Source organism: Nonomuraea sp. NPDC050547, assembly GCF_044457345.1.
Taxonomy (GTDB): domain Bacteria; phylum Actinomycetota; class Actinomycetes; order Streptosporangiales; family Streptosporangiaceae; genus Nonomuraea.
The window spans coordinates 824,172-845,941 of record NZ_JBITGW010000001.1; the positions used below are offsets into that span (position 1 = coordinate 824,172).

General features: G+C 72.0%; 21 protein-coding genes. 11 read left to right on the forward strand and 10 right to left on the reverse strand.

What is annotated here, in order from left to right:
- Positions 1–34: 34 nt before the first annotated feature.
- Entirely contained in the window at positions 35–1,519 is a 1,485-nt protein-coding gene (locus ACIBHY_RS03855; RefSeq protein WP_397305863.1) for a M81 family metallopeptidase, read from the reverse strand.
- A complete protein-coding gene (locus ACIBHY_RS03860; protein WP_397246610.1) occupies positions 1,500–2,726 on the reverse strand; it encodes an alpha-L-fucosidase in 1,227 nt (408 codons plus the stop codon). The genes ACIBHY_RS03855 and ACIBHY_RS03860 overlap by 20 nt, the downstream gene beginning before the upstream one ends.
- Positions 2,727–2,845: 119 nt before the next feature.
- Between ACIBHY_RS03860 and ACIBHY_RS03865 the strand changes: the two genes are divergently transcribed.
- Entirely contained in the window at positions 2,846–4,126 is a 1,281-nt protein-coding gene (locus ACIBHY_RS03865) for a UDP-glucose dehydrogenase family protein (protein WP_397305864.1), read from the forward strand.
- Here the strand turns inward: ACIBHY_RS03865 and ACIBHY_RS03870 are convergent.
- Positions 4,102–5,424 (reverse strand): FAD-dependent oxidoreductase, encoded by a 1,323-nt coding sequence (locus ACIBHY_RS03870; RefSeq protein WP_397246614.1) that lies wholly within the window; start codon positions 5,422–5,424, stop codon positions 4,102–4,104. The genes ACIBHY_RS03865 and ACIBHY_RS03870 overlap by 25 nt on opposite strands.
- 11 nt (positions 5,425–5,435) lie before the next feature.
- Positions 5,436–6,260 carry a tryptophan 2,3-dioxygenase gene (locus ACIBHY_RS03875; RefSeq protein ID WP_397246616.1) on the reverse strand — a complete coding sequence of 275 codons (825 nt, stop codon included), beginning with the start codon at positions 6,258–6,260 and terminating at the stop codon, positions 5,436–5,438.
- 123 nt (positions 6,261–6,383) lie between these two features.
- Here ACIBHY_RS03875 and ACIBHY_RS03880 point away from each other — a divergent pair, with 123 nt between their 5' ends.
- The 5 genes from ACIBHY_RS03880 to ACIBHY_RS03900 all read left to right on the forward strand — a co-directional run bounded on the left by ACIBHY_RS03880 (position 6,384) and on the right by ACIBHY_RS03900 (position 10,899).
- Positions 6,384–6,812: an Lrp/AsnC family transcriptional regulator gene (locus tag ACIBHY_RS03880; protein WP_397246801.1), complete on the forward strand. Its 429-nt coding sequence runs from the start codon at positions 6,384–6,386 to the stop codon at positions 6,810–6,812.
- Between the two features lie 88 nt (positions 6,813–6,900).
- Positions 6,901–7,779: a siderophore-interacting protein gene (locus ACIBHY_RS03885; protein WP_397305955.1), complete on the forward strand. Its 879-nt coding sequence runs from the start codon at positions 6,901–6,903 to the stop codon at positions 7,777–7,779.
- Positions 7,776–8,801, forward strand: coding sequence for an iron-siderophore ABC transporter substrate-binding protein (locus ACIBHY_RS03890; protein WP_397246618.1), 1,026 nt, complete (start codon positions 7,776–7,778; stop codon positions 8,799–8,801). The genes ACIBHY_RS03885 and ACIBHY_RS03890 overlap by 4 nt, the downstream gene beginning before the upstream one ends.
- A complete protein-coding gene (locus ACIBHY_RS03895; RefSeq protein WP_397305865.1) occupies positions 8,798–9,871 on the forward strand; it encodes a FecCD family ABC transporter permease in 1,074 nt (357 codons plus the stop codon). Before ACIBHY_RS03890 ends, ACIBHY_RS03895 begins: the two co-directional genes overlap by 4 nt.
- Positions 9,871–10,899: a FecCD family ABC transporter permease gene (locus ACIBHY_RS03900; RefSeq protein WP_397246622.1), complete on the forward strand. Its 1,029-nt coding sequence runs from the start codon at positions 9,871–9,873 to the stop codon at positions 10,897–10,899. Before ACIBHY_RS03895 ends, ACIBHY_RS03900 begins: the two co-directional genes overlap by 1 nt.
- Positions 10,900–10,987: 88 nt before the next feature.
- Here ACIBHY_RS03900 and ACIBHY_RS03905 read toward each other — a convergent pair whose 3' ends face one another.
- Both ACIBHY_RS03905 and ACIBHY_RS03910 read right to left on the reverse strand, forming a co-directional pair.
- Positions 10,988–11,437 carry a hypothetical protein gene (locus ACIBHY_RS03905; RefSeq protein ID WP_397305866.1) on the reverse strand — a complete coding sequence of 150 codons (450 nt, stop codon included), beginning with the start codon at positions 11,435–11,437 and terminating at the stop codon, positions 10,988–10,990.
- 11 nt (positions 11,438–11,448) lie between these two features.
- Positions 11,449–12,534 carry a DUF6745 domain-containing protein gene (locus tag ACIBHY_RS03910; RefSeq protein ID WP_397246626.1) on the reverse strand — a complete coding sequence of 362 codons (1,086 nt, stop codon included), beginning with the start codon at positions 12,532–12,534 and terminating at the stop codon, positions 11,449–11,451.
- A gap of 161 nt (positions 12,535–12,695) precedes the next feature.
- Between ACIBHY_RS03910 and ACIBHY_RS03915 the strand changes: the two genes are divergently transcribed.
- Positions 12,696–13,895 carry an acyltransferase family protein gene (locus ACIBHY_RS03915; RefSeq protein WP_397305867.1) on the forward strand — a complete coding sequence of 400 codons (1,200 nt, stop codon included), beginning with the start codon at positions 12,696–12,698 and terminating at the stop codon, positions 13,893–13,895.
- A gap of 261 nt (positions 13,896–14,156) precedes the next feature.
- On the opposite strand, the gene ACIBHY_RS03920 is transcribed toward ACIBHY_RS03915, so the two are convergent.
- The 4 genes from ACIBHY_RS03920 to ACIBHY_RS03935 all read right to left on the reverse strand — a co-directional run bounded on the left by ACIBHY_RS03920 (position 14,157) and on the right by ACIBHY_RS03935 (position 17,504).
- The gene (locus ACIBHY_RS03920; protein WP_397305868.1) at positions 14,157–14,855 is read right to left on the reverse strand and encodes a TetR/AcrR family transcriptional regulator; all 699 of its coding nucleotides are present in this window, start codon (positions 14,853–14,855) and stop codon (positions 14,157–14,159) included.
- 63 nt (positions 14,856–14,918) lie between these two features.
- On the reverse strand, positions 14,919–15,302 hold the full coding sequence (locus ACIBHY_RS03925; RefSeq protein ID WP_397246632.1) for a VOC family protein: 384 nt from the start codon (positions 15,300–15,302) through the stop codon (positions 14,919–14,921).
- A 100-nt stretch (positions 15,303–15,402) separates the two neighbouring features.
- Positions 15,403–16,749 (reverse strand): 6-phospho-beta-glucosidase, encoded by a 1,347-nt coding sequence (locus ACIBHY_RS03930; protein ID WP_397246634.1) that lies wholly within the window; start codon positions 16,747–16,749, stop codon positions 15,403–15,405.
- Positions 16,746–17,504 carry a DeoR/GlpR family DNA-binding transcription regulator gene (locus ACIBHY_RS03935; protein WP_379612833.1) on the reverse strand — a complete coding sequence of 253 codons (759 nt, stop codon included), beginning with the start codon at positions 17,502–17,504 and terminating at the stop codon, positions 16,746–16,748. The genes ACIBHY_RS03930 and ACIBHY_RS03935 overlap by 4 nt, the downstream gene beginning before the upstream one ends.
- 122 nt (positions 17,505–17,626) lie before the next feature.
- On the opposite strand from ACIBHY_RS03935, the gene ACIBHY_RS03940 reads away from it, so the two are divergent.
- From ACIBHY_RS03940 to ACIBHY_RS03955, 4 genes are read left to right on the forward strand one after another with little or no spacing between them, the layout of a single operon-like run.
- Positions 17,627–18,763: a PfkB family carbohydrate kinase gene (locus tag ACIBHY_RS03940; protein ID WP_397246637.1), complete on the forward strand. Its 1,137-nt coding sequence runs from the start codon at positions 17,627–17,629 to the stop codon at positions 18,761–18,763.
- Between the two features lie 3 nt (positions 18,764–18,766).
- Complete coding sequence (locus ACIBHY_RS03945) at positions 18,767–20,119, forward strand: ABC transporter substrate-binding protein (protein ID WP_397305870.1); 1,353 nt, start codon at positions 18,767–18,769, stop codon at positions 20,117–20,119.
- Positions 20,116–20,994: a carbohydrate ABC transporter permease gene (locus ACIBHY_RS03950; RefSeq protein WP_397305871.1), complete on the forward strand. Its 879-nt coding sequence runs from the start codon at positions 20,116–20,118 to the stop codon at positions 20,992–20,994. The genes ACIBHY_RS03945 and ACIBHY_RS03950 overlap by 4 nt, the downstream gene beginning before the upstream one ends.
- On the forward strand, positions 20,991–21,770 hold the full coding sequence (locus ACIBHY_RS03955; RefSeq protein WP_397246643.1) for a carbohydrate ABC transporter permease: 780 nt from the start codon (positions 20,991–20,993) through the stop codon (positions 21,768–21,770). Before ACIBHY_RS03950 ends, ACIBHY_RS03955 begins: the two co-directional genes overlap by 4 nt.

Here is a 21,770-nt window from a genome sequence, read left to right on the forward strand (position 1 = left end):
CGGCCTCGCGGGCTGGGCGCCTGAGCGGTGAATTTCAGTGGGAGCGTCTCAGCAGGACGGGGGTGAGGTCGGGGGCGGGCATGGCGGGATCGAGGGGGTGGATGGGGCGGGTCAGGCGGGTGTAGGGCAGTGCCGACAGGTCCTGGCTCACGCCGCCGGGCGTGAGGGCGAGGATCGAGGTGGCGGCGGCCTGGTGCAGGTCGGGCTCCAGGTAGCCGATCTTGATGGCGGTCAGGTCGTGCCGCCACGGGTCGAGGTCCAGGTCGGTGAGGTCCTTCACGAGGTGGTACGGCTTGCGCCGCGTCGTCAGCACCGCGTGTACGCCTCCGGCCCGGACCACGGCCAGGTCGCCGCCCACCGGGTCGGCGGGCCGTACCGCGTGGACGGTGCCCTTCAGGAGCACCGGCGGGTCGCCGGAGTAGACGCCGCCCACCCGCACGGTCACCTCGCCGCCCACGCCCGCGGCCACGCATGCCGCCACGGCCGTGGGATCCACACAGGACGCCCAGATCGCGCTCTTCCCGCCGCCCGCCAGCGCGGGGGTGGACAGGAGGCCGGACAGGAAGAACGCCGCGTCGCCCGAGCCCCCGGCCGTCGGGTTGTCGCCGGAGTCGCTGACGAAGTACGGGCGTTGTGGCGAGGACAACGCCTGTTCGATGGCGGCGCGGGGTGACAGGGCGGGCATGGCGAAGGCGAAGGCGTCGCGGGAGCGCCACAGGGCGCCGGCCAGTTCGGCGGTGGCGGCGGTGACCGCCTCAGGGGAGGTGCCGGTGGTCAGGATGTTGACGCTGGAGCGCGGCGCGTCGGCCCAGGCGTAGCCGATCCAGATCGAGGCGTCCAGGACGCCGGGGCGTCGCTCGATCTCCGGCAGGCGGGCGTAGATCGCGGCGGCCGGGTCCAGGCGGGTGCTGGTGCGTTCGCCGGGCAGCAGCAGCGGGAGCCGTACCCAGGAGCGGACCACGTCCAGGTTCTCGGCCAGCGCGTGGACGAGCAGGCGGCAGGCGCGCTCGCGCGTCTCCTCGACGTCCACGTGCGGGGCGGTGCGGTAGGCGGTGGGCAGGTCGACGAGTTCGGCGAAGCGGCGCGACACCTGGCCGTGCAGGTCCATGGAGGCGGCGATCGGCGCGCCGGGACCGACGACGTCCCTGACCGCCGCGGCGAGCGCGGCCTCGGCGTCGTCGCGGCCCTCGACGTGCATCGCGCCGTGCAGGTCCAGGTAGACGCCGTCGAACGGCCCCGCCGCCCGCAACCCGGCGAGCAGTTCGGACTCCAGCCGGTCGTACGCCTCCCGGGTGACCTGGCCGCCCGGTAGCGCACGGGCGACCAGGATCGGGACGAACTCCACCCGGACCCCCGCCACCTCCTCAGGCCACCGCCCAGAGTCCTGACGAAGAAACGGATAACGCGAAAAATCGTGCCAAAGGGTGAAGTCGTGGTAACCAGTGCGGTGTGCGCTGAACGTGCTCGACTCCGTCCCGATACCGCAGATCGCCACGCGCCTAGTCGCGGGTGTGGTCACGGTAGACCTCCAGCTCCCCGTCCAGCCGGACCTCCAGCACCGTGCACAGCGGATCGAGGTCGGAGTCGGCCAGGTAGACGTACTCCCATCCGGGCACCTCGTGCAGCCCGCCGAACCGCTCGTGCCGCAGGTCACCGGCGCCGCCCAGCACGCGTACCGAGGTGACCTTGTTGCGCACCCCGCGCAGCACCACGAACTCGTTGGGCCGGTCGAACACGAACAGATACAGCGTCCGGCGGTCGGCCGAGACCGTGCTGGCCCCGTTGAAGTGGCCGGGCGGCAGCCCGCGTCCCGTCGGGTAGACCGCCTCGGCCCGCGGCCGGATCCAGGCGCCCAGCTCCCGCAGCCGCGCCGTCTGCTCGGGGGTGATCGTCCCGTCCGCGCGCGGTCCCACGTCGAGCAGCAGGTTGCCGCCGCCGCCGATGGTCTCGGCGAAGATCCGGACGAGCTGGCGCACCGACTTGTGGTTGGTGTCGTGCCCCTGGTAGCCCCACGAATCGTTGATCGTCAGGCACAGTTCCCAAGGACCGGCCGGCGGCTCGATCGGCACGCCTTGCTCGGGTGTGGCGTAGTCGCCCTCGCCCTGCATCCGCCCGTTGATCACGACCTCCGGCTGCCGGCCGAGCAGTTCCTCGCGCAGCTCGCTCATCCTCCAGGTCGCGGCGTCGCGCTCCCAGTCGCCGTCGAACCACAGCAGGTCGGGCGCGTAACGCTCCTGAAGCTCCCGCAACTGCCCCCGGTGGAAGGCCAGGAACCGCTCCCACGCGGCCGGATCCTCCTTGCCCGGCTCCGGGTGGGCGAAGCGGTTGCCGCCGGTGCCCACGCTGGCGTAGTCGGGGTGCGACCAGTCCAGGTGCGAGAAGTACAGCCCGGCGTGCAGCCCGCGCTCGCGCATCGCGCTCACGTACTCGCCGACGAAGTCGCGTTCGGTGCGCAGCCCCGACCACGCCGTCGGCCAGAGCGCGAAACCGTCATGATGCTTGGCGGTCAGCACCGCGTAACGGGCACCCGCCTCGGCGAACAGATCCGACCACTGCGCGGCGTCGAAGCGGTCGGCGGTGAACCCGTCCACCTGCTTCATGTAGTCGTCGTAACCGACCCGGCCGTCGAAGAAGGACCACGATTCGGCCACGCCGTCGACGGCGTAGATGCCCCAGTGAACGAAGATCCCCAGCTTGGCCTGGGGGAACCACGACTGTATCGCCATGACCTGAAATATTGCCTTTCATCGGATGTCTGTGGGACCACTATAGAAGCACCCTTCACCCCGATTTCCTGAGCCTGGTCCTGTTCGGGCACTCTTGCGGGTGAAGAGGTGAGGAAGAGATGCGAAAGATCGCAGTTTTCGGGGCCGGCTACATCGGCCTGGTGACCGCCGCGTGCCTGGCCGAGCTCGGCCACACCGTCGCGGTCCGCGACATCCAGGACGAGCGCATCCGCCTCCTGAACGCCGGGCGGGTGCCGATCCACGAGCCCGGCCTGGGCGAGCTGATCGCGGGCAACGCCGGACGCCTCACCTTCACGCTGAGCGCCGAGGAAGCCCTCGCGGACACCGAGATCGTGTACGTCTGCGTGGACACCCCGCCGACCGCGGCGGGCGACGCCGACCTGTCGCGCGTCTGGTCGGTGGTCGAGTCGCTGAAGGGCGCCGAGCACCTGAAGGCCGTCGTGGTGAAGAGCACGGTCCCGGTCGGCACCGGCGCCCGGGTACGGGCGGTGCTCGACGAGAGCGGCCTGGCCCACGTCGGCTACGCCTCCAACCCCGAGTTCACCGCGGAAGGCCAGGCGGTGGCCGACTTCATGCGCCCGGACCGGGTCGTCGTCGGCGCCTCCGACGAGAGCGTGGTCGGGCTCGTCACCGAACTGCACGAAGGCGTGGACGGGCCGGTCGAGGTGATGGACGTGGCCTCGGCCGAGATGGTCAAGCTGGCCAGCAACGCGATGCTCATGACCAGGATCAGCTTCATGAACGAGATCGCGGTCCTGTGCGAGCTGACCGGCGCGGACGTGGAGCAGGTCTCCAAGGCGGTCGGACTGGACCACCGGATCGGCCCGCACTTCCTGCGCGCCGGCATCGGCTGGGGCGGCAGCTGCTTCCCCAAGGACTCCGAGGCGCTGAAGCAACTGGCCAGCAACACCGGCCACCACACCCAGCTGCTGAACGCCGCCATCGAGGTGAACAACCTGCAGAAGCGGCGGGCCATCCAGAAGCTGAAGGACGCGCTCGGCGGCCTCGGCGGCACCAGGATCGCGGTGCTCGGCATGACGTTCAAGCCGGGCACCGACGACATGCGCGAGGCGCCGAGCACCGTGCTGGCCGCGCGGCTGCTGGCCGAGGGCGCCAAGGTGACGTGCTGGGATCCGCTGGCCCCCGACGGGCAGCCCGAGCCCTGGGCGTCGGCCGTACGGCATGGCAGCCCGCAGGAGGCGCTGGCCGGCGCGGACGCCGCGATCCTCGCCACCGCCTGGCCCGAGCTGCGCCACGTGCCCTGGGCCGAGGTACGCGACACCATGCGCAGGCCGGTGTTGTTCGACGGCCGCAACCACCTCGACCCGGCCACCATGCGCGCCCTCGGCTTCACCTACATGAGCGTCGGACGCCCCTGAGCACCCTTGAAGCGCCGCGCCACTCCGAACACCAGCGCGGCCGCGCCCAGAGCGGCGAGCGTGCCGAGAACCTGCTGCTGGCGGCGGACCCGGCGGCGCACCCGCGCGTACGGGACGGTGGAGAAGGAGATCAGCTCGTAGCGCGAGACGTAGCGGCCGGGCAGCGCCTCCTGCAGGGCGTGCTCGGCGCGCCTGGCCAGCCGGTAGACGGGCGAGGCGACCTTGTCGCGCATCTCGACGAAGTTCGCCAGCGCCATCTCGGCGATCGCCTCGGTGTCGGCCCGCCGCCGCCGCTCGAACCTCGGCAGCGCGCGGCCCCAGTCGTCGCCGGTCTCGTCCAGGCAGCGGTCGAGCACCACGACGTCCTCGAACGCGCAGTTCGCGCCCTGACCGTAGAAGGGCACGATCGCGTGCGCCGCGTCGCCGATGAGCCCCACGCGCCCGCCCGCCTGCCACGGTACGGCCCGCACCGTGCCCAGCCGCCCGACGGGGTTGGCCGCGAAGTCGTCCACCAGGCCGGGGATGAGCGGGACCGCGTCCGGATACACCTCGCCGAAGTGCCGCGCGATCGCCTGCGGTGAGTCGAGCGCGTCGAAGTCCTCGTTCGGCCAGAACAGCGTGCACGTGAACGAGTGGTCCGGGTTCGGCAGCGCGATCATCATGGCGGAGCCGCGCGGCCAGATGTGCAGCGCGCCCGGGTCCATCGCGAAGGCGCCGTCCCGCGCCGGGATCGTCAGCTCCTTGTAGCCGTGGCCGAGGAAGTCGGTGCGCTCGCGCAGTCCCGCGTTCTCGGCCAGCCGCGCCCGTACGGCGGAGCCGGCCCCGTCGGCGCCGAGCACCACCGCCGCCTTCTCCTCCTGCCCGCCCTCGAAGCGCATGGTCCCGGTGGCCGGGTCCAGTCCGGTGAGCCGGTGCTCGAAGCGGACCTCGGCGTGCTGTTCGGCGGCGTCCAGCAGGGCCGCGTTGAGCCGCGCCCGGCTGATCGAGTTGATCGAGCGGAGCCCGTCGGAGCTGTAGAGCTGCAGGTCCAGCTCGCCCCGCACCGGGTGGATCAGCCGGCCGCGCATGGGCAGCGCCTCGGCCATGACCTGCTCCTCCAGGCCGATGCCGCGCAGCGCCGACAGCCCGCGCTCCGACAGCGCGAGGTTGATCGATCGGCCGCGCTCCGCGCCCTCCGCGCGCGGGTCGGGCCGCCGTTCGTACAGCGTGACCCGGTGCCCGCGCCTGGCCAGGTAGCAGGCGAGCAGGCAGCCGGCAAGACCGGCGCCGACGATCGCGACCTCTTGAGAACCTGCCACGGGAAAACTCCTCACATGAAGGTGCGGGCGGTCCACAGCTCGGGGAAGACGGTCCGCGCCATGCTGCGCTCCAGCCAGACGAGCCCGGCCGAGCCGCCGCTGCCGGCCTTGGCGCCCATGGCCCGCTTCACCGACTGCAGGTGGTGGTAGCGCCAGTCGCCGAAGCGCTGGGCGACCTCGGTGAGCGCCTCGCCGAGCTGGCGCAGGTGGTTGTCGGGGCCGGCGTCGGCGTAGATGGTCACCCAGGCCTGCACGACCTGCTCGGGCTCGTCGGCCAGGCCGCGGCGGCGCAGCAGTTCCAGCGTCTCGTCCCACAGCGAGGGAGCCTCGAAGCTCTCGCGCAGCTCGGCGTGGACCTCGGGCTGGCCGCGGAAGGGGCGCATGAGCTGCTCGGACTTGAGGCCGAGCGTGAACTCCAGGTGCCGGTACATGGCCGACTGGAAGCCGGAGCCCTCGCCGAGCAGGTCGCGGAAGCGGTTGAACTCGGCCGGCGTCATCCAGCGCAGCCCCTGCCAGGAGGCGTTGAGGGCCTCCAGGTGCAGCGCGGAGCGGCGCAGCGGCGCCAGCGAGGCCCAGACGTCGTCGCCGGCCAGGAGGTCCTGGGCGTGGCGCAGCTCGTAGCGGATCAGCCCGAAGTACAGCTCCATGACCTGGCTGACCATGAGGAAGGACATCTCGCCGGGGTCATCGCTGAGCGGGGTCTGCAGGGCGTGCAGCGTGCTCGCGCGGACGTAGCGGTCGTAGGGCGCCTGCCGGTCGAACTCGAGCGTGGGCGCACCGCCGTTGGCCTGGGCTCGCTCCTGCCGTTGGAGTGCGGTGATCGGGGTGACATCCATGGGGCTCATGATGCCCGCGCGAGCCCCGCGCGTGGAATGCCGATTCAACGGCCTTTAGGGTGTTGCACCAGGCGGATGGTGCCTGATTTGGGCTTCTGGGTTTCGGTGGTGAAAGTGGACGAGATGGATTGGCTGCTGCTGCGTGAGCTGCAGGCCGACGCGCGGCTGTCCTTCAGCGAGCTGTCGCGGCGGGTGCACCTGTCGCCGCCCGCGGTGGCCGAGCGGGTGCGGAAGCTGGAGGAGGCCGGGGTGATCGGCGGCTACCGGGCGCACGTGGACCCCCGGGCGGCGGGACGCGGCGTGGTGGCGCTGGTCACGATGTCCTGCTACGGGGCGGGATGCGTGCTGCGGCACCCGGACGCGCTGGACTCTCCCGACATCTTCGAGGTGCACCGGGTCACGGGCGGGGCCTGCTGCGTGCTGCGGGTCGCGGTCGCGACGATGACCGACTTCGAGGGGCTGATCGACCGGCTGGCCGGGTACGGCACGCCGAGCAGCTCGATGGTCCTGTCCACCCCGGTCCCCTGGCGAGCCACCCTGCCACCGAGCTAGCGGCGAGGGATACGGTAGGTTAGCCTAACCTAAATCCCCCGTGTGATCAGTGGAGTTCGTCGTGGTTGAACCCTTTCGCTTGTTCGATGTGCGAGTGCGGGGGCTGGAGTTGCTCAGCCCGTCGTTCCTGCGCGTGACCTTCACCGGGGAGGACCTCGACCTCTTCGCCGACAACGGGTACGACCAGCGGATCAAGCTCATCTTCCCCCTGCCCGGCCACGGCCTGACGCAGTTCCCGACCGGCCCCGACTGGTTCCAGCGCTGGCGGGCCCTGCCCCAGGACCGCTGCAACCCGATGCGCACCTACACCGTCCGCAACGTGCGCCCGGACCTGCGCGAGGTGGACGTGGACGTGGTGCTGCACGGCGACGGCGGACCCGCCGCCCGCTGGGCCGGCGCCGTCCGGCCCGGCGACGAGGTCGGTCTCTTCGGCCCCGACTCCCGCTACGGCGAGCCGCACGGCGGCCTGGAGTTCCACCCGCCGGAGGGCACCGGCGCCATCCTGATGGCCGGCGACGAGACCGCCGCCCCGGCGATCTGCGCCACCCTGGAACGCCTGCCCGCCGGCACCCGCGGCGAGGCGCTCATCGAGGTGCCGCACGCCGGCGACTTCCTGCCGATCGACTCGCCGAGCGAGGTCACGGTCACGTGGCTGGCCCGCGAGGGTGACGGCCACGGCGAGAAGCTCATCCCGGCCGTCGAGGCCGCCGCCGGGCGCCTGCTTCCCGACCACAAGCCCGCCGACGCCTTCGAGGACATCGACTTCAGGGAAATCGATGTCGATGTCGACGAGCTCTGGGAGGTGCCGGAGGAGCAGGCTGAGGGCCCTCTCTACGCCTGGCTGGCCGGAGAGGCGGCGATGATCAGAGCCCTGCGGCGTCACCTGGTCGCCGAGCGTGGCATGGACAAGCGCGCCGTGGCCTTCATGGGCTACTGGCGCATGGGCAGGGCGGAGAACAACGCGTGAAGCGCATCATCCTGGCGGTCGCCGTCCTCCTGGGCGCGGTCGCCTGCGCCCCGGACAACCTGGCCGCCGCCCCGGCCGCGAGCGCCCCCGCGGCGAAGGGGTTCACCCCGGTCACCATCGAGCACAAGTTCGGCAGCACCACCGTCAAGGCCCCGCCCCAGCGCGTGGTCACCGTCGGCCTCGTCGAGCAGGACGCTTTGCTCGCCCTGGGCGTGGTCCCCGTGGGCACCACCGAGTGGTTCGGCGAGCACCCCGGCGCCGTCGGCCCCTGGGCCAAGGACAAGCTGGGCGGCGCGGCCGTACCCCAGGTGATGAAGGACACCGGCACCGGACCGGCGGCCGAGAAGATCGCGGCGCTGCGCCCCGACCTGATCATCGGCCTGTACTCCGGGCTGACCAAGGAGCAGTACGCGACGCTGTCGCAGATCGCCCCGACCGTCGCCCAGCCGAAGCAGTACATCGACTACGGCATCCCGTGGCAGGAACTCACCAGGACGATCGGTTCGATCGTCGGCAAGCCCGCCGAGGCCGACACGATGGTCAAGGGCGTCGAAGCGCGCTTCGAGCAGATCAAGAAGGACAACCCGGCCTTCGTCGGCTCGGGCGCGCTGATGGTCAGCATGTACGAGGGGTACTTCGTCTTCGGCAGCCAGGACCCGCGCAGCCGGCTGCTGGCCTCGCTCGGCTTCACGCTCCCGCCCGACCTGGACAAGGTGATCGGCGACAAGTTCGGCGCCAACATCAGCCGCGAGCGGCTCGACCTGCTCGACCGGGACGTGCTGGTCTGGAGCGTCACCAACGCCGACAAGGACGTGGCCGCGCTGCGCGGCGACGGCGTCTACAAGAACCTCAAGGTGGCCAGGCAGGCCCGCGAGGTGTTCGTCGTGGACGGCACCGACTTCGCCGACTCCGCCTCCTTCATCACGGTGCTCAGCCTGCCGTTCCTGCTGGACCGGCTGGTTCCCATGCTGTCGGCGGCCGTCGACGGCAAGCCGGAGACCACGCCAGAACCCTCCTCGTGAGGTCGGCCGCGTTGAAGCCCGGCGCGCGCGAACGCGCGGGGCTTCAGCCCGCGGCGCGCCTGGGCCGCGGCGTCATCCTGCTCGGGGTGCCGGTCGCCGGGCTCGTGGTGCTGTGCGCGCTGTCGCTGTCGGTCGGCGCGCGGGCGATCCCGCTCGACCAGGTCGCGCAGGCGCTAACCGGTGGCGAGGTCACCAAAGCGGTCCACGACGTCATCTGGTCGGTACGCGTGCCGCGCACCCTGCTCGGCCTCATGGCGGGGGCGGCGCTCGGCCTGTCCGGCGCGCTCATGCAGGCGCTGACCCGCAACCCGCTGGCCGACCCCGGCATCCTCGGCGTCAGCGCGGGAGCCGCGTTCGCGGTCGTCGTGGCCATCGCCGCGTTCGGCATCGGCTCGCTCTACGGCTACGTCTGGTTCGCCTTCGCCGGCGCGCTCATGGTCTCCGTCGCCGTCTACGTGCTGGGCGGCCTCGGCCGCGACGGCCTCACCCCGGTGAAGCTGGCGCTGGCCGGAGTCGCCGTCACCGTCATGCTCAGCTCGCTGACCAGCGCCATCGTGCTGGCCGACCCGGAGTCGCTGAACCGCTACCGGTTCTGGTCGGCCGGTTCGCTGGCCGGGCAGGGCGCGCAGCTCATGCCGCAGCTGCTGCCGTTCGTCGCGGTGGGCATGGTGCTGGCGCTCGCCTCGGCCCCCGCGCTCAACAGCCTCGCGCTCGGCGACGACGTCGCCGTGGCGCTGGGCCGCAGGGTGGGCCTGGTCAGGCTCCAGGGCGCCGCCGCCGTGACACTGCTGACCGGCGCCGCGGTCGCGGCCATCGGCCCCGTGGTCTTCGTCGGACTGGTCATCCCGCACCTGGCCAGGCTGGTCGCCCGCTGGGCCGGCGGCGAGAGCGACCACCGGCTGCTGCTGCCGCTGTCGGCGGCGCTCGGACCCTGCCTGCTGCTGGCCGCCGACGTCGCCGGACGGATGATCGTCGCGCCGATCGAGGTGCAGGCGGGCATCATCGTCGCGTTCATCGGCGGACCGATCTTCGTGATCCTGGCCCGCCGCGCCCGTCTCGCGGAGCTCTGATGGCCAACCTCACCGTCCGCCTGCCCGCCCCGCCCGTCTCCTGGCAGGTGCGGATCCGGCTCGTCGTGGTCTGCCTCGGCCTGGCCGTCCTCGCCTTCCTGGCGTTCTGCCTCGGGGTGGGGCTCGGCGACATCCCGCTCGGGCTCGGCGAGGTCGTCGGCGCGCTGTTCGGGCAGGGCGAGCAGGGACAGCTGTTCGTGGTCTGGCAGCTTCGCCTGCCCAGGGCGCTGGTGGGGCTCATGGCCGGGGCCGCGTTCGGGCTGTCCGGCGCGCTGTTCCAGACCATGACCCGCAACCCGCTGGCCAGCCCCGACATGATCGGCGTCACCCAGGGCGCGGGCGTCGCCGTCGTGGCCGGGATCGTGCTCGGCCTCGACGCCGGTCCCGGCGCGCAGGTGCTCGCCTTCGCCGGCGCCGTGGCCGCCGCTCTGCTCACCTACCTGCTCGCCTGGCGGCGCGGGGTCACCGGCTACCGGGTCGTGCTGATCGGCATCGGGCTGTCGTGGATGTTCACCAGCGCCACCGAGTACCTCATGGTGATCACGGACGCGTTCCAGGCGCAGGCCGCGCTCGGCTGGCTGTTCGGCAACCTCAACGGCCGCACGTGGGACCAGGTGACGCCGCTCGCCCTGGCCCTCGCCGTGCTCGCGCCGCTCGCCCTGCTGCTCGGCCGCTCGTCGCGGGCGCTGCAGCTGGGCGAGGACGTCGCGGTCGTGCTGGGCACGCCCGTGCAGCGGGCCCGGTTCGCGCTGCTGGCGACGGGCGTGGGGCTGGTCGCCTTCGGCACGGCCGCCGCCGGTCCCGTCGCGTTCGTCGCGCTCGCCGCCCCGCAGATCGCCCGCCGCCTCGCCGGTACGGCCTGGCCGCCCCCGCTGGCCTCCGCGCTCACCGGGGCATTCCTGGTGCTCGCGGCCGACCTGGTGGCCAGGCGCGTCATCCCGGACCTGGAACTGCCGGTGGGCGTGGTCACCGGCGTCCTGGGCGCTCCCCTGCTCCTGTGGCTCCTGGCCAAAGCCCGCCGCGCCTGAGCGGGGAGCGCCACGCCTGAGAGCCATGCCTGAGGTGAGAGCGCCACGCCTGAGGTGAGGGCCCGCCGCGACTGGGCGGGCCCCACCGTTAGTCGGCGACCAGGCGGCCCCGGCCGCCGCGCCGCCAGCCGCGGTGGTCGAGCTCCCGCTGGCGGCGCACCACGTACGTGCCGGGGGCGAAGCCGCTCGCCCCGTGCTCGGGATGCAGGAGGTAGACCGGCCGGACACAGCGGAAGACGCCCAGCGCCAGGCCCATGGTGTCGCGGACGTCCCAGGTCCACGCGCAGGCGCCGTCATCGGCCACGAGCGTGTGCGGATTGCCGCCCGCGGCTCCGCGCAGGACCTCCAGCCCTCTTCCGAACACCTTCGACCAGCGAGCAGGCGGCGGGAACGTGATGGCCACGGCCACCATGGGCATCGGGACGATCAGCAGATCGCCCTGGGCCTGGAGGCCGTCGATCACCGGGATGGCGACCTGCCGCTCCAGATGGTCCAGGACGGTCAGGCCGGTACGGCGGGACAGGGTGTCGAGGTTCACGGGTTCTCCTTTCATGTGCGCCGGGCCAGCTGGGTGTAGTGATGGGCGGACAGGCCGTAGGTCCAGGCGGCAGCCGCCACGGGGTCGTCGATGAAGTGCGGGACACCGAGGCCGTAGCGCCGCCGCCGCCCGTCGCGTTCCTCCGAGCCGTTGACGGCCAGCAGGACCCTCGGGCGGCGGCCGAGCGCGGTCGGCGGCAGGTCGAACAACTCCAGGTCGAAGCCCGGGTTGCCGGGGTCGGGGGCCGAGGCGACCAGGCGCAGCCCGGCCTCCTCGATGTAGCGGCCCCACCCGAGGCGTTCGATGGCCAGCCGCCTGACCTCCACGTTCGGCTCCGCGGCGATCTTCTCGGGCGTGGGTCCCGTGATGACCCACCCGGGGACGACGAAGCCGTCGAGAGCGTGCACGGACCAGCCGTCGGGGAAGGTGACGGCCGGGCCGTCGTCGCCGTGCAGGCGGCCGTCGCGCAGCCGGACCGACAGCGGGCGCTCGGCGATCACGCACCGGTCTTCGAGCGGCCACCACCAGCCGCAGGATCGGGCCAGCTCGGCCCACGGTTCGAGCTGGGCGGTCAGGGCGCCGTAGCGGAGGCCGCCCACGCGCCGCCAGGCGTCGTAGTGGGCGATCCAGCAGGCGTCGTGCTGGCCGTACCAGGTGAGGCGGTCGGCGAGGGGGAGCGCGAGGCGGATGGGCGTGCACACGCCGTCGCGGACGGTCTCGCGCAGGGGATCGCGGACGACGGCGTCGAGCGGGTCGGGGCCGCGCGACGGCCAGCCGGGGTCCCAGACGTGGCCGACGTGCTGGTCGAGGGCGTGGCGCAGGGTGGAGACGAGGGTCGCGAGGCGTTGCGCGACGGTCAGTTCTGCGGCCGTGTTCAGCCGGCCGAAGGCTTGTACGGGGATGCCGCGTGGCACGTGGTTCAGGGCGGCGGCGGGGGAGTCGGTCCAGACGAACGCGGGCGCGGGACGGCCGAGCCGTTCGTACAGGGAGGTGATGGCCGCCTGCGCGGCGGGCCGGTCGGCGGGCCGCGTGGACAGCGCCCAGCCCAGCCATTCATCGTGGAGGTCGGCGGCCACGGGCCGCCGCTGCTCACTCACGGAGCGAGGGCGCGCACGCCCTTTCTGACGACGATCATGTGAGCCAGGATGGCAGGCGGGGCGCGTCCTTCGCAAGTGCGGCGACGACGGAGGACAGAGGAGCAGGAACCTTGATCCAGGACTGAAGGTGATTTTCCCGACACTTCGGTACGTTGGGATATATGCCTGCTGCCCGTCCCGACGACGTCGCCGCCGCCCCGCCCGTACCCGCCGTCGCCGCCGGGACGCCCGCGCGGCTGGCCTGGCTCGACGCCCTGCGCGGCCTCGGCGCGCTCGCCGTCGTGGGCGAGCACCTGCTGACCTGGGCGATGCCGTGGCTGCGCCCCACCTCCTTCAACCTCGGCATGTACGGCGTGCTCGTCTTCTTCCTGGTCAGCGGCTACATCATCCCGGTGTCCCTGGAACGCAGAGGCGACGTGCGCGCGTTCTGGATCAGCCGCTTCTTCCGCCTCTACCCGCTCTACCTCCTGGTGATCGTGGTGGTGCTGGCGCTGTCGTTCTGGCTGCCGGTGCGCAGGGAGGTGCCCCGCGACGCCTCGGCGCTGGCCTCGCACGCCACCATGCTCCTCGACGTGGTAGGCGCCGGAGGCGTGGTCAACACCATGTGGACCCTCTCCTACGAGATGGTCTTCTACCTGCTGGTCGCCGCGTTGTTCGTGGCGGGCGTGCGGGTGGGCCGCAGCGCGCTGTCGGTCGCCTTCGCCGCCGCCGCGATGGCCGCCGGGCTCGTGCTGAGCAACGCGCCCCTGACGGGCGCGTGGCTGTCCTGGGTGTCACTGGCCGTCTTCGGGCTGGGCCTGACCTGCGTCATCACCGGATACTTCCGTACGGCCGCCGCCGTCGTCCTCGGCGTCATGGCCCTCACCCTGCTGCTGACCGCCAGCCCCACGCCGTGGTTCGGGGCGGCGATCCTGGCGGTGATGTTCGCCGGGACCGCCATCCACCGATGGGAGCGCGGGGCCGGGCGGCTGTGGCCGGTGGCCGTGACCACGATCCTCGTGGCGCTGACCCCGGTGTGGGCGCTGGACGCCGGGTGGTGGTGGGTCCGGCCGCCGGTGTGGATCACCACGATCGTGCTCGCCGCGGCCACGTTCGCCGGCGGCATGCTCCTGCGTACCCGCCGGGTGCCGGCGCCGCTGGTGTGGCTCGGGGTGATCAGCTACTCGCTCTACCTGCTGCACCTGCCGATCCTGACGGGGGTGATCGCGATAACCGGCGACCTGCGCTGGGCGCCCGCCCCCCTGCAGATCGGGATCAGCGTGTTGTGCCTGCTGCTGATGCTGCCCGCCAGCTGGCTGACCTACCGCTACCTCGAACGCCCCATGCAGTCCTACGCCCGCCGCCTCACCACCCCACCCTGACCCCCGCCCCTGACCCCCGCGCTTGACCACCCGCGGCCTGCCAGGCACGCGTCCTGACCCGCATGACCGGCGGCCCAGCGCCGGGCCGGTCACACTGCGCCTGAAGCCCTGGGTAAGGAGCACCATCTGCTCGGAGATCTGGGCTTCGCGGCGGCGGCGAGGGCACTCCGGCGGCGCGCGAAGGGGGCGGCCTCCAGGGACTCCTCGGAGTCGAAGGCTCCCCGGGGTTCGGAGGAGTGGGCGGGGTCGGATGCGGGGTGGTCAGGGGCGGGGGGTGGTGATGCGGGTGGCGAGGCCGTCCAGGACGCAGGTCAGGCCGAAGGAGCGGCCCGAGTCGCGCGGCGCGTCGCCCACGTCGGCCAGCGCCTCGACCAGGGAGGGGAAGCGGTTGGCGTGCCGGTCCAGTATCTGGGCCAGGGCGGGGCCGGCCTGGCGGTCCTCGGCCCACGGCTGGGTGCCCGCCGTAGCGAGCGACTGCGTGTTGCGCAGGTGGCCGAAGATCAGCAGGGCGGCGTCCAGGCGTTCGCCACCGGTGAGGCCGGTTCCGTCAAGGGCGCCGACGGCCGCCTCGGTCCAGCCGATCTCGCGCGGCCCCATCATCCGGTCGCCCAGCGTGACCCACGGCAGCCACGGGTGCCGGGCCCACACCGCCGCCACGAGCCGGGCCAGCTCCTCCAGCTTGGGCCGCCAGCCTCCCTCGATGCCCGACAGATCGGGCGGGTCGCCCACCGCCCGCTCGATCATCACGGCGACGAGGTCGGCCTTGCTGGAGACGTACCGGTAGAGCGACATCTTGGTGAACCCGAGGTCGCCCGCCACCCGCTGCATCGAGACCGCCTCGATGCCGTCGGCGTCGGCGATCGCGATGGCCGCCTGGGCGATGTTGGGGAGGCTGAGCGAGGGACGTGCGGGCGCGGGCTGTTCCCACAGGAGTTCTTCGATCTTGCTTCCTGCCGCCATGCGCTCCTCCTCGGGTCCACCACGTGGTGTGTCTTGAGGATACCTCTGTTTACACAAGACACGTCAGGCCATGACGAGAACACTCCAGAGGTGACCGTCGAGGTCCCGGAAGCTGCGGCTGTACATGTACTCGTTGTCCTCGGGCTCGCCCGTCTCGCTCGCCCCGTTGGCCAGCGCGGTCGTGAGCATCTCGTCCACCTTGGCGCGCCCGCCCTCCACCTGCAGCGCCAGCGCCACCTCGGTGCTCGCGCCGGTGTCCGGGATCGCCTTGCCGGTGATGGAGGTGAAGAACGGCTCCGTGACCAGAAGGAGGGAGACGCCCTCACCCAGGTGTACGCAGCCGGCGTCGTCGTTGGTCAGCTGCTCGTCGACGCTGTAGCCGAGCTTCTCGAAGAATCCGAGGCTGGCGGCGAGGTCCTTGACGTGCAGGTTGACGAAGAGCGACATGAGTGTCCCCTATCTCGATAGTCGTCCCCCGGAGACTTTGTGTCCGCCGGATACTGAGCTTTACAGTAGACACCGGGCGGTCACCCGCGCAAGAGGCTTTTCAGCGGGGAAGGACGGCGGCCAGCTCCGGGATGCGCGCCCGGTACGCGTCGAGCAGCCGCCGGGCCACGTCCACCGAGTCGACCAGCGGATGCAGCCCCAGCGCCTCGACCGCCAGCGCGGAAGAGCCGGTGAGCGCCGCCTCGATGGTCGCCTGCTCCACCGCCTTGACCTGCTGCATCAGGCCCAGGAACCGGCCGGGCAGCGGCCGCGTGGCCAGCGGCTGGACGCCCGCGCCGCTCACCGCGCACGGGATCTCGACGACGGCCTCCGCCGGCAGCCCGGGTACGGCGCTGCCGTTGCGCACATTGAGGATCATCGTGGACGGCTCGCCCCGCGCGATCGCCGCCATGAGCGCCAGCGCGATCCCCTCGTACCCGCCCGCCTGCAGGTCGGCGTCCTCACGCGCGCCGGCGCCGGTGAGGTCGCGGGTGTCGGCCATGTAGCTGGCGTCGCGCTCGCGGCGGGTCCTGGTCCACTCGGTCAGCGCGTCACCCGGGCGCTCGCGCACGGCGGTGTAGAAGCGGTCCTGCTGCAGGACCAGCGACTCGCCCCGGGTGTGCTCGGCGGCCTGGGCCGCGGCCACGGACTCGCGGTTGAAGTAGTAGTAGTACAGGTATTCGTTGGGCAGCGCGCCGAGCGTGCGCACCCAGTCGCCGCCGAAGATCCGCGCCTCCTCCACCTGCCGCAGCGCCGCGTCGTCGGCGAGCAGGCCGGGCAGCAGGTCGCGGCCCTCGTGGACCAGCCCGCGCAGCCAGCCGAGGTGGTTGAGTCCCACGTAGTCGGGGGAGACGCGCGCGGAGTCCAGGCCGAGCGCCGCCGCGGTCCGCCTGATCAGCCCGATCGGCGAGTCGCAGATGCCGACGACCCGGTCGCCGAGCACGCCGCGCATGGCCTCGGTGATCATCCCGGCCGGGTTCGTGAAGTTGATGACCCAGGCGCGCGGCGCCACCGCCGCCACCCGCTCGGCCACGCGCACCGCCACCGGGATCGTGCGCAGCCCGAACGAGACGCCGCCCGGCCCGGTGGTCTCCTGCCCGAGCAGGCCGAACTCGAGCGCCACCCGCTCGTCTGCGGTACGCCCCGCCAGCCCGCCCACGCGGATGGCGGAGAAGACGAAGTCGGCGTCGGCCAGCGCCGTGTCCAGGTCGGTGGTGGTGCGCACCCGCGGCGGGCGCTCGTGCCCGGCGGCCAGCTGGCCGAGCACGTTCTCGATGGCCGCCAGCCGCCGCTCGGAGACGTCGTGGAGCACCACCTCCTCCACGCGCGGCTTCGCCTGGTCACGCAGGAGCGCGCCGTACACGAGAGGGACCCTGAAGCCCCCGCCGCCGAGAACGGCCAGTTTCATGCGAGCACCACCTCCGCGCCGGCCGCCGCGCAGGCGCGCAGCGTGCTGTCGTCCGCGCCGTCGTTCGTGACGACGACGTCGAGATCTTCTGGCCCGCACACCCGCAACGCGCCGGTGCCGGGAAACTTGTGCCGGTCGGCCAGCAGCACCACCTGCCCCGCCGCCGCGATCATGGCGCGTTTCAGCGGGACCTCGGCGAGCGTCGTGTCGACGACCTGCCCGTCGCGGCGCACGCCGCTGGCGCTGAGGAAGACCCGGTCGGCGACCACCTGCCGCAGCGCCTCCTCCGTGAGCACCCCCACCAGCGAGTGGTACGGCCGGCGTACCATCCCCCCGAGCACCAGCAGCTCGACCTCGGGATCGGCGCGCAGCACGTCGAGCACGGCCAGGCTGGAGGTGACCACGGTGACCCGGCGCCCGCGCAGCTGCCTGGCCAGGCGCATCGTGGTGGTGCCGATGTCGAGCAGGACGACGTCGCCCTCGCGCACGAGCCGTCCCGCACACACCGCGACCGCCTCCTTGTCGCCCTCGTGGATGGCGGCGACCTGCGCGAACGGCATGTCGGTGTCGGCGTCGACGCTGGGCAGCGCGCCCCCGCGCACCCGCTTGAGCGTGCCGTCGCGGTCGAGGACCTCCAGGTCGCGCCGGATGGTGGACGGACTCACACCGAGCTGCCTGGCCAGGTCGTGCACGCTCGTGGCGCCGGACAGCCGGACGCGGCGCATGATCTCCTCATGCCGGAGGCGCTGAAGCACGTACGGATCGTATCAGTCATTTTCGCGCATCAGTGAGCACGATTTTCCAATGGCCCTTGCTATGAGCGAGCAAACGTGCAAGATTGCGCACATCTTCGATCTGTCGAGGAGGACCGGCTATCGTGTACGACCCTCTCGCCCAGCGGCGAAGCTCCGAGGGCCCCCAGTTCGACGTCTTCCTGGCAGGCATGGTCTTCCTGGACATCGTCTTCACCGGCCTGCCCGCCATGCCCACCGCCGGCAGCGAGGTATGGGCCGAGGGCATGGGCTCCTGTCCCGGCGGCATCGCCAACCTCGCCATCGCCACCAGCCGCCTGGGCCTGCGCACCTCGCTGGCCGCCGCGTTCGGCGACGACGACTACGGCGACTTCTGCTGGCGGACCCTGGAGGAGCAGGAGAGCGTCGACCTGTCGAGGTCGCGCCGCTTCGAGCACTGGCATTCGCCCGTCACCGTCTCCATGGCCGTCGACCGCGACCGCAGCATGGTCACCCACGGCCATCCCTCGCCCATGGCGGCCTCGGAGATGATCGGCAAGCCGCCGCGCACCCGCGCCGTCATCGTCACACTCTCCCCGGATGAGCCGCTCGGCGGTTCCGAGGGCGACTGCAACTGGGCCGACCTCGCCTACCGCGACGGCGCGCTGGTCTTCGCCGACGTCGGCTGGGACCCCTCGGGCGCCTGGTCGCAGGCGGTGCTCGACCAGCTCGCCGTCTGCCACGCCTTCATGCCCAACGCCGTCGAGGCCATGGCCTACACCGGCATGGACACCCCGCGCGACGCGCTCTACGCCATCGCCGACCGGGTGCCCGTCGCCGTGGTCACCGACGGCGCCAACGGCGCGATGGCCATCGACTCCACCACCGGCGAGGAGGCGTTCGTACCCTCGCCGAGGGTGAACGCGCTCGACCCCACCGGCGCCGGCGACGTCTTCGGCGCCGCGTTCGTGCTCGGCACGCTGTGCGAATGGCCGCTGACCGACCGGCTGTCGTTCGCCGGGCTCTGCGCGGCGCTGGCCGTCCAGCAGTTCGGCGGGTCGCTGGCCGCGCCGGGCTGGGGCGACATCGCCGACTGGTGGCACGAGGTGCGGGCCTCCGCCGGGCACACCGGCGCCTACGGCGAGTCGCTGGCGCGGCGCTACGCCTTCCTCGACACCCTGGTCCCCGCGGTACCGGTGGGCGCCGTCCGCAGGGCGGCCGCGACCATCGCCCGCTACGCCGATTTGGGGATGGCTCCCCAGCCGCCTGCCCAGAAGGAGTAACCCATGAACGCCTCCACGCGCGCCGCGCTGGCCGCCGGTGCCGTGGCGCTCGCCGCGGCGGCCTGCGCCCCCGGATCCTCGGCGCCGCCGGCGGCATCGTCGCCGGCCCCGTCGAGCCCGGCCGCGGTCCGCACCGACGCCGCCGCGCTCGGCAAGGTGACGCTGACCGTCTGGGACCAGGAGGTACGCGGCGCGCAGAACGCCCAGATGTCCGCGCTCAACACCGCGTTCCAGGCCAAGTACCCCAACATCACGATCAAGCGGGTCTCGCGCTCCTTCGACGACCTCAACACCACGTTGCGCCTGGCCCTGAGCGGCAACGAGCCGCCGGACGTGGTCCAGGCCAACAACGGCCGCCCGCAGATGGGCGCCTTCGTCAAGGCCGGCCAGCTCCGCCCGCTCGACGCCTACGCCGACGCGTACGGCTGGAAGAAGCGCTACCCCCAGTCCGTCCTGCAGTACGTCAGCTACACCCCCGACGGCAAGGACTTCGGACAGGGCAGCGTGTACGGCATGCCCCAGGCCGGCGAGGTCGTCGGCCTCCTCTACAACCGCACCAAGCTGACCAAGCTCGGCCTCCAGCCGCCCACGACCTGGGCGGACTTCCAGGCCGCACTGGAGAAGGCCAAGCAGGCCGGCGAGCAGCCGCTGATGCTCGGCAACCTCGACAAGTGGCCGGCCGTGCACGTCTTCGGCACCGTCCAGGGCCAGTTCGTGCCCAAGGAGCAGATCGCCACGCTCGGCTTCGGCCGCAAGGACGCCACCTGGTCCACGCCGGAGAACACCAAGGCCGCCCAGCAGCTCGTCGACTGGATGGACAAGGGCTACCTCAACAAGGACGTCAACGGCCTCGGCTACGACGCCTCCTGGCAGGCGTTCGGCAAGGGCAAGGGCGTCTTCTACATCGGCGGCAGCTGGCTGATCGGCGAGCTCGGCGAGAGCATGGGCAAGGACCTGGGCTTCTCCCTGCCGCCAGGCACGCCCGCCGCCACCGGCGGCACCGGCCTGCCGTTCGCCGTCACCGCCAAGAGCCCCAACCCCGACGCCGCGGCGGCCTACCTCGACTTCATCACCAACGCCGACGCGATGAAGGTGCTCACGCGGAACGGCCTGCTCCCGGTCGCCGACACCGACCAGCAGACGGTGGAGGAGGGCCCGACCAAGGACATGTTCACCGCCTTCGCCGCCATCACCAAGCAGGACGGGCTGCTGCCGTACCTCGACTACGCCACCCCGACCTTCGCCGACACGCTCGGCGCGGCGCTGCAGGACCTGATGGCCAAGAAGGCGACGCCGGAGGAGTTCCTGGCCACGCTGGAGAAGGACTACAAGAAGTTCGTGGACAGCAACGGATGACCCGCCCGCCAGGCGAGCCCCGGCGCGTCGCCTACCTGTTCCTGCTGCCGGCCTTCGCCGTCTACGCGGCCTTCCTGCTCTACCCGATCGGCCGGGCGGTGCAGCTGTCGCTCTACGACTGGGACGGGCTGACGCTCGGCACGTGGGCGGGGCTGGACAACTACGCGGCGATCATCGCCGACGGGGAACTGCGCGACGCCTTCGGGCACGCCCTGGCGCTCATGTTCTTCTACGCCGTGCTGCCGCTGGCGATCGGGCTGATGCTGGCGGCGATACTCAACCACGCCAAGGTGCGCGGGCTGGGGTTCTTCCGGACGGTGGTGTTCCTGCCCCAGGTCGTGGCCATGGTCGTGGTGGCCGTCGCCTGGCGGCAGGTCTACTCCTCCGACGGCTCGCTCAACGCCCTGCTCGAAGCGGTCGGCCTCGGCGGCCTGGCGCGCGGCTGGCTGGGCGACTACGCCTTCGCGCTGCCGGCCGTCGGCGTGGTCGGCACCTGGTTCGAGACCGGGCTGGTGACGGTGCTGATGCTGGCCGGGATGAGCAAGATCCCGCTGGAGCTGTACGAGGCCGCGCGGCTGGACGGCGCCGGCGCGGTGCGCGAGTTCTTCGCGGTCACGCTGCCGTCGGTGCGCGGCGAGATCGCGGTCGCGCTCACGCTGACCGTGATCGCCGCGCTGCGCACGTTCGACCTGGTCTACATCACCACCGGGGGCGGGCCGGGCAACTCCACCTCGGTGCCGTCCTACGAGGTCTACCACCGCGCCTTCGAGCTCGGCCAGGTGGGCTCGGCGGCGGCGATCGGGGTCACACTGACCCTCTTCATCTTCGCGGTCTCCTTCGTGATCAACCGCTTCGCCGACAGGAGCGTCTCGTGATCTCCCGCGCCGAGCGACTGGGCAACTACGCGATCCTGTCGATCTTCGCGGTGTTCGCGCTCTTCCCCATCCTCACCATCCTGCAGGCGGCGGCCGGCGGCGGCGTCGAGGGGTTCGCGCAGGCCTGGGAGACCGGGCACTTCCACACCTACCTGCGTACCAGCCTCGGGGTGTCGGCGTTCGTCGTGGTCGTCAGCGTCACCCTGTCGATCATGAGCGGGTACGCCTTCGGCACCATGCGCTTCCGCGGGCAGAACGTCCTGTTCTACCTGTTCCTGCTCGGGATCATGATGCCGAGCGAGGCCATCGCCGTACCCCTCTACTTCGACCTGCGCACGCTCGGGCTGACCGACACGTTCTGGTCGGTGGCACTGCCGCAGGTGGCGCTGTCGGTGGCGTTCGGCACGTTCTGGATGCGGGCCTACTTCCGCTCCTCCAGCCGTGCCATCGTCGAGGCCGCCCGCATCGACGGGGCCTCGGTCTGGCGGACGCTCTGGCAGGTGCTCGTGCCCCCGGCCAGGCCCGCGATCGTCACCCTGATCCTGCTGGTCTTCATGTGGACGTGGAACGAGTTCCTCATCCCGCTGATCATGGTGACCAGCGAGGGGCTGCGCACCGCCCCGCTCGGGCTGGCCTTCTTCCAGGGCCAGTACACCTCCGACTTCGCCCTGCTCGCCGCCGGGTCCGTGATCGTCGCGACACCGGTCGTGATCTTCTACCTGTTCCTCCAGCGCCACTTCATCCGCGGGCTGCTCCAGGGGGCGGTCCGCGAATAG

What these genes read in the sequence shown, in the direction of transcription:
- ACIBHY_RS03860 (WP_397246610.1), bottom strand. Translation starts at nt 2,726, where the DNA reads ATGGCGATACAGTCGTGGTTCCCCCAGGCCAAGCTGGGGATCTTCGTT.
- ACIBHY_RS03865 (WP_397305864.1), top strand. Translation starts at nt 2,846, where the DNA reads ATGCGAAAGATCGCAGTTTTCGGGGCCGGCTACATCGGCCTGGTGACC.
- ACIBHY_RS03875 (WP_397246616.1), bottom strand. Translation starts at nt 6,260, where the DNA reads ATGGATGTCACCCCGATCACCGCACTCCAACGGCAGGAGCGAGCCCAG.
- ACIBHY_RS03880 (WP_397246801.1), top strand. Translation starts at nt 6,384, where the DNA reads ATGGATTGGCTGCTGCTGCGTGAGCTGCAGGCCGACGCGCGGCTGTCC.
- ACIBHY_RS03900 (WP_397246622.1), top strand. Translation starts at nt 9,871, where the DNA reads ATGGCCAACCTCACCGTCCGCCTGCCCGCCCCGCCCGTCTCCTGGCAG.
- ACIBHY_RS03915 (WP_397305867.1), top strand. Translation starts at nt 12,696, where the DNA reads ATGCCTGCTGCCCGTCCCGACGACGTCGCCGCCGCCCCGCCCGTACCC.
- ACIBHY_RS03920 (WP_397305868.1), bottom strand. Translation starts at nt 14,855, where the DNA reads ATGGCGGCAGGAAGCAAGATCGAAGAACTCCTGTGGGAACAGCCCGCG.
- ACIBHY_RS03925 (WP_397246632.1), bottom strand. Translation starts at nt 15,302, where the DNA reads ATGTCGCTCTTCGTCAACCTGCACGTCAAGGACCTCGCCGCCAGCCTC.
- ACIBHY_RS03930 (WP_397246634.1), bottom strand. Translation starts at nt 16,749, where the DNA reads ATGAAACTGGCCGTTCTCGGCGGCGGGGGCTTCAGGGTCCCTCTCGTG.
- ACIBHY_RS03945 (WP_397305870.1), top strand. Translation starts at nt 18,767, where the DNA reads ATGAACGCCTCCACGCGCGCCGCGCTGGCCGCCGGTGCCGTGGCGCTC.
- ACIBHY_RS03950 (WP_397305871.1), top strand. Translation starts at nt 20,116, where the DNA reads ATGACCCGCCCGCCAGGCGAGCCCCGGCGCGTCGCCTACCTGTTCCTG.